Annotated in this window: 5 protein-coding genes and 1 pseudogene; 2 read left to right on the top strand and 4 right to left on the bottom strand. The window is 56.8% G+C overall.

Annotated features, from left to right (window positions below; translation table 11 throughout):
- Positions 1–306: pseudogene (locus ACIOZM_RS09330) on the top strand (integrase core domain-containing protein); the annotation flags it as partial.
- Positions 307–353: 47 nt separating this feature from the next.
- On the top strand, positions 354–434 hold the full coding sequence (locus ACIOZM_RS09325; RefSeq protein WP_401212418.1) for a hypothetical protein: 81 nt from the start codon (positions 354–356) through the stop codon (positions 432–434).
- 46 nt (positions 435–480) lie between these two features.
- Here ACIOZM_RS09325 and cdiI read toward each other — a convergent pair whose 3' ends face one another.
- Genes cdiI through ACIOZM_RS09305 form a run of 4 tightly spaced genes read right to left on the bottom strand, consistent with a single transcriptional unit; the run spans position 481 to position 12,968 of the window.
- On the bottom strand, positions 481–843 hold the full coding sequence (cdiI, locus tag ACIOZM_RS09320; RefSeq protein ID WP_401212404.1) for a ribonuclease toxin immunity protein CdiI: 363 nt from the start codon (positions 841–843) through the stop codon (positions 481–483).
- A 14-nt stretch (positions 844–857) separates the two neighbouring features.
- Positions 858–1,286 carry a CdiA family toxin C-terminal domain-containing protein gene (locus ACIOZM_RS09315; RefSeq protein WP_401212401.1) on the bottom strand — a complete coding sequence of 143 codons (429 nt, stop codon included), beginning with the start codon at positions 1,284–1,286 and terminating at the stop codon, positions 858–860.
- Positions 1,287–1,329: 43 nt separating this feature from the next.
- Positions 1,330–1,635, bottom strand: coding sequence for a hypothetical protein (locus ACIOZM_RS09310; RefSeq protein ID WP_401212398.1), 306 nt, complete (start codon positions 1,633–1,635; stop codon positions 1,330–1,332).
- Positions 1,632–12,968, bottom strand: coding sequence for a filamentous hemagglutinin N-terminal domain-containing protein (locus tag ACIOZM_RS09305; protein ID WP_401212395.1), 11,337 nt, complete (start codon positions 12,966–12,968; stop codon positions 1,632–1,634). The genes ACIOZM_RS09310 and ACIOZM_RS09305 overlap by 4 nt, the downstream gene beginning before the upstream one ends.
- Positions 12,969–12,973 lie beyond the last annotated feature (5 nt).

Genomic DNA, 12,973 nt, shown 5'->3' with positions numbered 1-12,973 from the left:
GCCACTGCAACGCCGGTGCAGTGGCTCAGCGATAACGGTTCGGCCTACACCGCCGAACAGACGCGCCTGTTTGCTCGACAGATCGGCTTGCAGCCGGTGACCACACCGGTGCGTAGCCCACAGAGTAATGGCATGGCAGAGAGCTTCGTGAAGACGATCAAGCGTGATTGAGTGGCGTACATGCCCAAGCCGGATCGAGAAACGGCGCTGCGTAACTTGGCAATTGCCTTCGAACATTACAACGAGCAGCATCCGCACAGCGCTTTGGACTATCGCTCGCCGAGGGAGGCAGTGGAGTCAATTTAACGGGGAGTTGGTGTCCGGTTTTGTAGGGGCAAGTCCACGGACTGTGGTTGCGGCAGGCGGAGTTTGAGGTGAACGAGCATGTTAAAGTTCGGGCGATGAAGGGGTGTTTGGTGATTACGGCGGAGTAACAGATATGAATATCCCCGGCAGTACCGGGGATATTTTCATGCAGGATTAGAAAGAGAGGCTATCCAAAAGCTCTTTTATTTTTGCGGTATCTTCGGGATGACGTTGAAGATATTTTTCGCAAGCTAACCGAATGTATTTAGAGCAAACAATTTCGCTCACAACAACTGTGTCTTCATCCTTAGGGGGATAACCATAAGCAAACTCAACCCCCTCAAAGTGCTCTTCATCAAACGGGCTATTTTCATCAGGAAAGTTACAGTACGCCCCATCCGCACTGAACCCCCACCTTTTCACGATATAGCCAACCGCCTCAATGAAGTAGTCATCATTATACATCCTGTCAAAATACCCTTTAACAATCCAATAAGGGTCTGACTCGCTATATGGCTGACCGAACAACTCTTTCATATAAACATACCACCTTATTTAGGGTGAAAGTTACTCACCACCCCAGTAGCCTTGTCTAAATACACCCTAAAAGTGACACCCCCGGCTGTAGCATCGTACTGGCTCAACCCTTTAGACACAGCCTCCTTGTATCCACCGCTTGCAGCCCGCTGCCCTAGATCAAGAATTTTTTGATCGGTAAACACCTTGGGATCGTAAACAGTTTTAGGAAAAACCTTGTCTTTATACCCAACAACATTCCCTGCCCGATCATATGCAGGTATTTGGTATCTAACAGTGGCAATCCCCGCGACAGAAGTTGGAGTATCACTAAGTATCTTTACACCATTTGTCGCTGCCGCCTGATTGAAAGCATCCAGATTATGAGTGCCACTAATCCCGCTCTTCTGCGACAAACCATCAAAATTGCCTAGGTGGTTCTTGATATTAGGATTGAAGCTCATCCCTTCAGCGAAACTGACAGTTCCTTTTGCACCAAGTCAAAAATCACTCTTTTCGACGATAAACGACCCTCTCAGCTTCCGACAAGCTAGGTAGATCTTCGTTGCCGACCAAAATTTCCGACTTGCATTTTAAATCTGAGTCCTGATAAGCAGTATATTGACATATGATATCTTCTACCTCACCAATATCATCCTCTATATTTTCCTCAAGATAAAATTTTATTACCCAAACATCATCTTCACAAGACAACACCACCTTCCTGAAGTTTGGAGTAACTGCCCCCAGCATCGCTTGAACAAGCATTAAGACTTGGAAATTCCAAGCTTTCAATTCGGCTTCTGCATTCATTTCTGAGTCCAATTAGGGTTAGCAGGGACAATACTTGGGCTTTTTGTACCTTTGATGATAAAGACATTAGTTGGCTGACTGGTTATACCAACGCCAGCGTTAACGTTGGTCCCGGTTACGCCTTCGAACTTGACCACCGGGAACCCTTGAGCATTCTTACCTAAAATCTTAACCTGCCCTATGCGGTAAGCATCTAGTACTTTTTGAGCATCATCAACGCTGTTCAAGAACCCACCGCCTCCTCGAGCTTCAAGCTCAGGCCTTCCAGCGATATGCCGAAGCTGTTTCTGGCTGATTTTGCCAGCCACCTCTGGAAAGTCTTTAGGTGTAAGAATGCCTTTTGCACCGCCGGACAGATAATTTATAGCCTTTTCGATCCGTGATAAAGCTGCAGCCTCCGCAGGCTGCAAGCTTCTCCCTGCGCTCCCAGCGCCAATCGCAGCGCCGTTCATCATGCCTAAACGATCATTCGTGGGAGCCCAATCCTTAATCACTCCAGATAAATAATCAATCGTGTCCAACGATCGCTGCATCAGTATTTGCTTATATGCTTCACAGGTACTGTTTTCGCAAACCATGGCCGTAATAGAGCCCAGCGAATCAAGAACCCGATCTCGAGTCAATTTGGCCCGCATGGAGCCAGCTATATCGTCCGCATACTCGACGTTGGCCTGACTATCCTCGTCGTATTTACCCTGTTCCCACTGTTTCTTAGAGCACTGGTCGTCAGTATCACATCCCCCCATATCCTTTACAAACGCGTTTTTCTCGTCGTGCTCTAGATAATTGAATGTGGTCGCCTGTTGAGCGACCCATCCTGCGATGGCTTGGTCTTTATCAGAACCACCCGCCACGGCAGCCACCGACACTCCGATTAGTTGGGATGTCAGTGCTAAAAGTTGGTTTCGAGCGTCACCCGTAAATATGTAGTCACCCACTGACGTTACAAATGCCTCGTTGGCACCTGCAGCCAATGCACCTGTTCTGAAGTCTCCTCCTGCCAACTCTGCAATCAACCCACCCACCAACGCGTGTGCTGCAACTTTTGCGGGCAGACCTGAAAACTCCAACTGGGTCCCGAGCTTGTTATAAATCGAGGCCGACAAGGCATCGGCAACACTGCCTATGGCTGCTTGAGCCAGTGCGTCTTTGAGACTGCCGCCATTAAGTGCAGCGTTAGTCGAAGCAGCGAAGCCATTTTCGGCCAAGGTGTAACCGGCGTATTTAGTGAAACCATCCAGCTCACCCAATTCGAAACCATGAGTTGCCTTTCCCGCGCCTTCGGCTGTCACGCCAAATGCCTTATCGAGTACTCCAGCAGCAAAACCGGCCGCCAGCCCACTGACGACGTAGCCTTTCAGGCTATCCGGAGAGGTCACATCCTTGAGCGTTGCGCCCAAATTGCCCTTGTTGTTGATCCCGCTGATGGCTGCCTGCGATAGAGCCGCCGAGAAACTCGCCGTTGCAGCAGCCGCTGCTGCGGCGCCAATAGTTGCTGCCGTGGCTGTTGACATACCAGCGGCTAGCGCGGCAGTTTGTGCTGCGGAGAAAGCGGAACTAGCAAGAGCTGCGGCAGTGCCCGAGCCCGCGGTCAAGACTGTGACGATGATAATGATCGCCAGCATCGCCCCTTGACCTAATCCGGAATGGCTGTACTCGTAAGAATCGTGCACCTCCTGGATTAGATGCCAATCCACATCTCCGCGCTGCTCAGCATCTTTCAGCCAGGCCATTTGCGGGTCGGCGGCCACCATCGCATCAATGGCCTGGCTCACCGTCTGCTGATTGACTTGCTTTACGTCGATATACAGACCGTTTACCGCATTGATTGCGACCCTCCCCTGCGCAGCCAGCACGCTTTGGCGCAGGGTTTCGTCGGTGCTGCCCTTACCTGACATCGACATCCACGCGAGGTTGGTATCACTCTTTTCGTGACTTTCCTGATGCGAATCCTTTACGGCCTCAAAAGTGATGCTGCCACCGCTGTCCAGCGTCAGGTCACCACCGCTGTTAAGCTTGGCGCCCTGGTAGCGCTGGTCACCACCGCTGATCAACGTCAGGTCGCCACCGGTCTTTATTTCGCTGCCGATGTTCTTGACGTCGGTCACTTCATCGCGCTGGGTCTTCTTGCTGCCCCAACTGCCCTTTTTCTTCATGTCATAAAGCGAATAGTCGGTATCCTGCGCAGCAAGGATATCGAGACGGTCGCCTGCCACCAGATAGGCTTCATCGCCGGCGGTGACGCGACTGGAAACCACGGCCAGGTTTTGCCCCGCGGCCAGCGACACGTCCCCACCCGCCGTAATACCCGACATGACCTGAGTGACATGATCCTCCTGACGTGTCATGTGCTTGTTCTTCGCCTGCGAGTGCTCCTCATCCGCCGCGGAGCTGATCAGCATGTTCTCGGTCGCTGTCATCGCGACATCGCGCTTGGCATCGATCTGACTGGCTATGACGTTGATGTCACGCTTGGCGTCAGCCTTGAAGTCACGTCCGGCATCGATATCGGCGCCCAGTTGCGTAACGCTGCTGACGGTTCCTCGCCAGCCCAAGGAGGCGCTGTTGTTGACCTGCACTGCCGCCACGTTGAGGTCGCGGCCAGCGTTCAGGGTCATGTCCTGGCCGCTTTTCAGGACGCCGCCGACGATGTTGATATCCTTGGCCGCTTTGACGGTGAGGTCATTGGCGGCTTCAATCCGCGCGGCGTTATCGGCAAAGTCGTGATGCTGGGTGACCGTGCCATATTGGTCGTCCATCGAGGTGATGGTCCGCTCGTTGATCACATCGCCAGTGCGGGCGGTCAGGCTGACGTCTTTGCCGGCAATGATGCCGCCGGCCTTGTTGACGATGTTGTTGGTCGCCAACAGGTCAAGACGATTACCCGCCTCGATCGAACCGCTGTTGACCAGGTCCTTGCCCGCCGTAGCGGAAAGGTTGTTGGTAGCTTTGAGCGTGCCGACGTTATCGAGGTTTTCACCGGCGATCAGCGTCACGTCGTTACCGGCAATCAGCGCACCGGTCGGGCCGAGGCGGCCGTTGGCCTGAGCCAGATACACCACTGGCACCAGGACTTTCTCGCCATTCACTTCGTGCTCTTCGAGCCAGACGATGTCGTGAGTCAGTGCGGCCACTTGCTGCGCCGAGAGGCCAACACCCACGGAAAGATTGAGCGCGTCCTTGCTGGCGATGGCGTTGTTCATCAGGTACTTGAACATGCCCTCGTTAGAGGTCTGGCCGTCGAGGAAGGCCTGGCCGGTGCGCGCGGTGACGGCTTGTTGAATCAGGCGTTGTTCGTAGAGACCGTCGCCCAGACGTTTGGCGCTCTGATCAGGGTCGTAGCCCAGTTTGCCGAGCAGGTAGTCCGAACTCATGAATGATTTGAGGTCGGTGAGTACCGGGTTGGTTTCGATCAAGTATTTATGTGGGTTGGACGGAGCCGTAGTGTCTGGCAGGCCGGTGACACGAGTGACCGGACGAATGCCGTTCGACTCTTTCATGTCATTGCCACGAGTGGGAATGCCGATGCCAGAGGAGTTTTCCGGAACATTGACATCGACCGTACTGGCAACTGCCTGAACCATGCTTGGGGTACGGTGGAACGTGTCCACGGCGCGGGTGCTGTCGGACACCGGCGCCGGTGCATCGATGAACAGGTTGCGCGGGCCGCCGCTGCTGGCGGCGACCATATGATCCTGAGCATTCACCGACTCACTGCCGACCGTCCACGTCGGTGCCGGGCCGGTGTTGCCGGCGGCGGCGCCGCTGGCGCCCTGCCCGCTCAGCCGGAACAGACCGTTCTCGCCCGTCGGCAAAGAGAAGCCTGGCAGGCTCAGCGGATTGACCTGCTGTTGCGCAAGGTCCGGCGGCAGTTGGCTGTTGATGCGCACAACGACAGTGCCGCTGTTTCCGACTGCGGTATCAGAAACTTTGTTGGTGCCACCGGTTGAGCTGTAGTCCTGATGGATAACGCTGTTTTCAACTTCCCGGGTGGCGGTAATCGAGACGTTGCCGCCTGCCTGAATCACTGCGTTGCGCGAGTTGTTGGTATCAGCAGCACCCGTGCTGTTAACCGGGGTTTCGAGGGCGACGCCTTTCGCGTATGGGGCCAGCTCAGCAGGTATCGCTAATAAATTATTCGGGTCATACAACGATGGCGTTGAAGTCTCAAATCCAGCACTGAAACCGGACAGGGCCTGATGATATTTTTGAATGCTGAGGTTTTCGCCGGTCTCAGCATCGACGATTAAGACGCCATTCCCAACAGTTTTGGCGATCGCTTTACGGATCAATTCATCCGGTCCAGAGACGTAATACACAAACGGGAAATCAGGGTTGTTGCGCTGGTTGTACGGCATGATCACGTTGGCCATGAATTGCGCCGTGGTGCCAGTGCCCATTTCGAAGTTGTAATGGCGCGTGACTTCGACGGTCCCGCTCTTGGCACCGATATTCTTCAAGCTGTCGGCGGTGATGGTGATGTTGCCGCCCGCTGCTACCGTGCTTTTGCTATTGAGGAACGTGCCACCTGTGAACGTAAAATCCTTGCCGACGTTGAACATCGCCGAGGCGCTGGTATCGGTATCGAAGAATTGGTAAGTCTCGCGAGTGGCGAGGAAGTTGTTGAAGGTGCCGCCAACGCAGTCACCACAGCTGGCTGCAATCAACCCGGAAATGAGCTTGCGCTCAACCGATGCTGTCGGCCCTTCCGTACGGTTTTCGAACACATCGGCACTCAGCGTGAACCCGCGTCCGCTCTCCATCGAGCCGGAAATGTTGTAAACACCGGCCGCCCGCGCCGCGCCGCCATAGCCGCCCATTACCACATCACCCAGACCGTAAAAATCACCGTAATGGTTGGTCAGCGTGCCGACGCCGAGCGTCATGTTGTTGCCGCTGAAAATCAGCCCACGGTCATTGAGCAACGAAGGTGTATTGATGATGAGGTTCTGCGCCGCCCCCAGAGTGCCGGAGTTGACGACACTGCCAGCGTTGATCGTGAGGTCCTCACTGGAAGTCATGCGCCCGGCGTTGACGAGTTGTCCGCCGACACCGATGGTCGATGTTGCCCCCGCAGCAAAACTCCCGGCGGCGCCGATGTTCATCTGTGCGGCGGTCAGGTAAGTGCCGCGCTGGCTCGACAGTCGTCCGTTGCCGCTATAGGCACCGCTCAACTGCATATCGATGGTGCCATCACTCGCGATCAATCCGTCGTTGATCCAGTTGCCGCCGCGCGCTTGCAGATGTTCGGAAGCCAGCAGTTTGCCGCTGGCAGTCTGAGTGAATTGGCCAACGTTGACGTTCAGGCGCCCGGCCTGAATGACACTGGAGTTGCTCCAGGTATCAGCATTGAGTTCCAGCAACCCACCAGTAGTGATGCTGCCGCCCGCGCCCAATACATTGGCGGTAGAGATGTCGAACTTGCCGCGCCCGACGTGGTTAAGCTGCCCGCCGGCATTGAGGAAACTGCCGACGGCCAGGGTCATATCAGTGTTGGCGGTTTCCAGCACGCCGTTGCGGTTGTCAAGCAAACCACCGATCTGGAACAGAGTCTTGCCGATGTTGCCCAGCGAGCGCAGGCGACCGTTCTGGTTATCGACGCTGGCCGCTTTGACGGTGAGTTGGGTATCGCTTTCGATGACACCCGCGCCGTTGCTCAGCGCGCCGCTGAGACCGAAGTCGATGCGGTTGGCGGCGATCTGGCCAGCGCTGTTGTCCAGACTGGAACCGCTGACACCCAGCAGCCCTTTTGCGTACAGCACACCGTTGCGGTTATCCAGCGCGGCGGTAGTGATGCTCGCATCAGCACCTTGCGCAGAGATGCGCCCACCGTTGTTGCTCAGGCCAGCCAACGCCGAGAGCGTCAACGCTTGCGCCTGAATGATGCCGCCCTGATGATTGTTGTTCAGGTCAAAACCGTTACGCAGAACGCCTACCGTGCGTGCCTCCAACGCACCTTTGATGCTGGAAAGCGTCCCGCCACGGTTATCGATATTGGCCGCTTTGATCGTCACATCACCGTTTTGCGCGATGATTTTGCCGCTCTGGTTATCGAGGTCACCGCCGACCTCGAGCGTCAGCGCCTTTTCACTCTGGATCGAGCCCTTGGCGTTGATCAGGCTGGCGGCAGTCAGTTGCAGAGCCGCGTTCTGGCTGTAGATCAAACCGTCGGCGCTGTTACGCACCTCACCGCTGGCGGTGATCTGCAAATCATCCTTGGCGGCGATAGTGCCTTTGTTGCTGTTGTTCAGCGAGCCGGTACCCAGACCCAAAGTGTTCTGGCTGGCGAGTTGACCATTCTGATTGGTGAAATCGGTTACGCCCTTGATCAGCATCGGACCGGCACCGGCCAGTTTGCCGGCGTTGTTGTTCAGGTCGCCGCTCAGATTGAAAGTGATAGCTCCGTTGGCGGCGATCTGCCCGCCACTGTTGTCCAGTCGCGAAGCCGTGGCGCTGATGGCCTGCTGCGCATTGATGGCGCCGCCGGCATTGGTGAAGGCCGTGCTGACGATATCCAGCGCCGCGCCACTGGCAATCAGGCCACCCTGATTGTTGTTGAGTGCGCCGCTCAGGGTCAGGGTCTGCCCCGCCCCACTGCTGAGATTGCCTTTGTTGCTGTTGTCCAGACTGCCGGCTTTGATGCTCAGACTGTTCTGCGCAACTAACGCGCCGGCGCCGCTGTTGAGCAAAGCACCTTTGAGATCGACCGACACATCGGCGAACTTGCTGGACAGCGTGCCGTTATCGCGGTTGTCCAGACTGTCAGCGTTGACTGTCAGTCCTTGCCAGCCTGAGAGCAGCCCTTTCTGGTTGGTCAGAGATGTGCCGGCGAGCAGCAACTTCTCGCCGCTGATGATTTTACCGGCCGAGTTGTTCAGCGCCCGGGTGATAAGGTCAAAACCGAGGTTGCTGGAGAGTTCGCCGCTCTGGTTTTTGAGATCTCGCAAGCGCTTGAGGGTCAACGGGCCTTTGGCGGTGAGCAAACCGTTCTGGTTGTCGAGATCGCCATTGGCGAGATCCACGGTGACGGATTTGTCACCCAACAGCCGTCCGCCGTTCTGGGTCAGCGAGGTCAGCGTAAGGTCGATGTCGCCGCTGGCGGAAATTTCGCCATCACTGCTGGAATCCACACCGGTTGCGCTCAGCGTCAGGTTGCCTTTGCTGTTGATCAAACCACTGTCGCGGTTGTTCAGTTCAGCACTGCCGATGTACAGCGTTTGCGCCGCGCTGATCAGGCCTTTGCCATCGTTGCGCAACAAGCCATCCACGGTCAGATCAAGATCGCCTCGGCTGACCAGTTTGCCGCCGCTGTTGTTCAGGCTGGCAGCACGCGCATCAATCGATGCTGCACCGATCAGCCCCTTGACGTTGTCCAGCGCCCCGGCGATGCGCAAGATCAGGCCTTGATTGCTCAAGAGCTTGCCGTCGCTGTTGTCCAGACTCCGCGCGGTCAGGGTGAACGCTTCACCGCTGGAGATCGTGCCGCCCTGGTTGTTGACGCCATTGAGTTGTTTGAGCAGCAATGTGCCCGGGCCGTTGATCAAACCCTTCTGGTTGTTCAACTGGCCGTTATTCAGATCCAGGCTCAGGTGAGTATTGCTGAACAGCTTGCCGCCCTGTTGATCAAGCCCGGTGACCGATGCGGTCAGCGCTTCCTGACTGCCGATACTGCCTTCATCGTTATTGGTGACTTGTCCTGCGACCAGACTCAGGGTGTCGGCACTGCTGAGCGTACCGGTGCTGTTGTCGTAGGCGCCGGTGGTCACGGTGACCGCGCCTTTACCACTGAGCGTGCCTTTTTGCCGGTTGTCGAGGCTGCCGCTGGCGAGGATCAACGCACCATCAGTGACAATGCTGCCGCCCTGATTATCGACCTTGCCGTCGCTTTCGAGCTTCAGATCCGCAGCACTGGAAAGACTGCCCAGCGTGTTGGTCAGTTGCCCGGCTTTTACGGTCAACGCGTCTTCGCTGCTGACTTTGCCTCGGGTGTTATCGAGCGCACCGCTGAGGGTCAGGCGCATGTTTTGCTGGCTGAGCAATTCGCCAGCGCTGTTGTCCAGCGAACGCCCCTGCACAGTCAGTAACGTTTGCGCACTGATCAGGCCTTTGTTGCGGTTGAGCAGATCATCGACAGTCAGGGTCAGCGCGTTGCCGCTGAAGACTTTACCGGCATCGCTGTTATCGAGTTTTTTGCCGGTGATTTGCAGATCGCTATTGGTGCTGATTTCGCCGCCGCGATTGTCCAGATCATCGACAGTCAAGGTCAGGGCCTTGGTTGCACCGAGCAAACCCGCCTGACGGTTATCGACTACATCGGCGCTCACTTCGAGCGCGCCAGTGGCGACCAACTTGCCTTTCTGGTTGTTCAGGCTTTTTGCCTTGACGGTCGCATCCGACATGCCGGCGAGACTGCCGCCACGGTTATCCAGCTCATCCGCTGTGAGCGTGAGTTGACCGTCGGCAATGAGCTTGCCGAGCTGGTTGTCCAGCGTCTTGTCCGTGGTCAACAGCAACACGCCGCGACTGCTGATCAGACCTTCGTGGTTGTCGAGGCTGTCACTATGGCTGTCCAGCGATGTGCTGGAAATGGAGCCTTTGACGTTGTTCAGCGCTTGCGCAATGCGCAACGTCAGGCCCTGCTGGCTGATCAGTTTACCGTTGCTGTTGTCGAGGTCGTGAGCGGCGAGCGTGAACGCTTGCTGACTGGAAATTTCACCACCCTGGTTGTTTACACCATTGAGGTTTTTCAGCAACAGCGTGCCGGGAGCGTTGATCAAACCTTTCTGGTTGTTCAACTGACCGTTGTTCAGATCCAGGGTCAGACCGGCCTTGCTGTACAGTTCTCCGCCCTGCTGATCCAGGCCAGTGACCGACACGTCCATTGCCTGCTGACTGGCGATCCGCCCGGTAGCGTTATTGACTTGAGCGGCCTTGAGCTTCAAAGACGCCTCGCTGGTCAGCTTCCCACCGAGACTGTTGTCCAGGTCGCCGGTATCAATCTGACTGACGTCTTTGCTGAAAATCAGGCCTTTGTGACTGTTATCCAGGCTGCCGCTGTTGAGGCTCAATGTGCGGTCGGTGCTGATTGATCCTGCCCGATTGAGCAACGCGCCACGGCTCGTGATCAACAGCTTGCCGGCACTGCCGAGGCTGCCGCCGCTGTTGTCGAGTCGCCCGACATTGACCGTCAGCGTTCCTTCACTGCTGATGTTGCCTTGAGCGTTGACCAAGGCATCGTCGAGGGTGATCACCAGACCGTTGAGGCTGTCGAATCGTCCACCGCTGTTGTCCAGCGTGTTGCCGGTCAGGGTGGTAACACCCTTGGCGGTGATCAAACCTTTGCTCTGGTTGATCAGTTTGGCCACGGTGAGCCCGAGGTCGCTACCGGCAAGAACTTTGCCGCCGTCGCTGTTATCCAGACGCTGTCCCTTGATGTTCATCAGCAGGCTGCTGGAGATTTCGCCTGTGCGGTTATCAATGTCATCGACTGTGAGACTCATTGTTTTTTTGCTGCCGATCACCCCGCCGTTGCGGTTATCGAGGGTCTTGCCGGTCAGGCTCAGGTTACCCAGAGCGGCCATTGCACCGCCCTGCTGTTGCAGCAGACCGATCGTTGCAGTCAGATCGCCCTGACTGGAGATCCGGCCCGCGGCGTTTTGCACTTCGTCGGCCTTGAGGTTGACCGGCCCGACAGCGCTGATCAGGCCGCCGCTGTTATCCAGACGTGTGCCCGTGTAAGCGATACCGGCCTTGCCGGTGACCTGGCCTTTGTTGCGATTGTCGAGCAAGCCGCTGACGCGCACCGTCAGGTTGCCATCGCTGACCACTACACCGGCATCGCGGTTATCCAGGCTGGCAGCGTTGAGATTCAGCGACTGGCCGGAACCAAGTAAGCCAGCACGGTTATCCAGCGCGCCACCGAGGTCGATAGTCAGGCCCAGATCACCGAGAATCTGCCCATTGCGGTTGTTCACCGTACCGGCGTTGAGCCGAGTGGTACCGCCGCTGGACACTTCGCCGTTGCGGTTGTCCAGCGCTCCCGCCGTGATCGCGGTAGTTTGCCCGTTGAGTGTGCCACCCAGGTTATTCAGGGTTTGCGTGGTATTGACCGTCAGATTGCGGCTCGCGATCAGGCTCTTGCCAGTGTTGTCGAGGTTTTGTGCACTGAGACTCAAGTCACCGGTGGTGTTGCGGCTGCCGTCAGCATTGACGCCGGCCTCGATTGCGCCAGCGTTGGTAATCTGCCCACCGGCGCTAAGGTTGATGCTGTCGCGGGCCGCAAGGGTTTGGCGGTTGGTCAGGTTGCCCTGAGTCTGCACGTTCAGCGCAGTGCCGGCGTACACCGGCCCGCGTGCATCGAGGCTGGCAGCTTTGACGTTCACCGCGCCAGTCGCCGAGGTATCAACCATGCTCAGTTGGCCGCTGGCATCGAGCTGGATATCACCGCCGCTGGCGATCAGTTTGCCGTCGAGTTTGACCCCGACGCCCGCCTCGGTGCCGACCAGTTTGATCGCCCCGGCGTACATCCCGCCGAGGGCCGAGGAGTCGATGGCCAGTTGTGGTTTGGCACTGCCGTCATCGGCCCGGGCGGTGGCATTCAGGGTTTGCGCGTTGACGTCGTTGCGACCGGCGACAATCGTCAGGTTCTGTGCCTGGAGCTGCGCATTGATCTTCGCGCTGCGGGTGATGATTTCGAACCGATCAACGTTGGTCGCGTTAAGGCCTGCGCCTTCGATAGCGACGCTGCCCTGATCGACCTGAAAACGATCCAGTCGACCGTTGTCGAGCACCGGTTTACCGGTGGTCAGCGTCACCCGTGGCGCGTTGATGAAACCGCAGCCGTTGCAGGTGATGCCGTAAGGGTTGGCCACGATCACCCGCGCCGACTGCCCCGCCACTTCGGTGTAACCGCGCAACTGGCTCGGATTGCCGCTGATGACTTCGTTGAGAATCACCTGCGCCGAACCGCTGTTCTTCAGGTTCGGGTTGTCGATGATGTGCCCGCCCAACTGCGTGACGGAATTCTGAGTCGAGCCGTTGTTGAGGATCAGGCCCTGCGCCGTGACGTTGTAGTCATGGAACTGGTTGTGCGACAGCCCACTGCCGTTAGGCGTGGCGATGTTGATGATCGGCACGCCGTTGCCGGCTCGATCCAGCGAAGTGTTCGGGTTGGCCACGACGATGCCGTCGGCCTGCGCCCACATCGGTTGCCAGAACATGACGTTCGCCAGCAGGAAAGCCAGACCACGTTTGGGCATGCCCAAAAAGGTCTCACGGTTTTTTACGGCCGCAGTCGGCTGATCTGCAAGAAAGGCAAATTGGCGAACATCCATGTCGA

The organism is Pseudomonas sp. NPDC087346, assembly GCF_044744235.1.
Classification (GTDB): Bacteria; Pseudomonadota; Gammaproteobacteria; order Pseudomonadales; family Pseudomonadaceae; genus Aquipseudomonas.
This window is presented reverse-complemented; position numbering and strand designations above follow the sequence as displayed.

Bases quoted from the DNA above. Each gene is read 5' to 3' on its own strand.
- ACIOZM_RS09310 (WP_401212398.1), bottom strand. From the start codon at position 1,635: ATGAATGCAGAAGCCGAATTGAAAGCTTGGAATTTCCAAGTCTTAATG.
- ACIOZM_RS09315 (WP_401212401.1), bottom strand. From the start codon at position 1,286: ATGAGCTTCAATCCTAATATCAAGAACCACCTAGGCAATTTTGATGGT.
- ACIOZM_RS09305 (WP_401212395.1), bottom strand. From the start codon at position 12,968: ATGGATGTTCGCCAATTTGCCTTTCTTGCAGATCAGCCGACTGCGGCC.
- cdiI (WP_401212404.1), bottom strand. From the start codon at position 843: ATGAAAGAGTTGTTCGGTCAGCCATATAGCGAGTCAGACCCTTATTGG.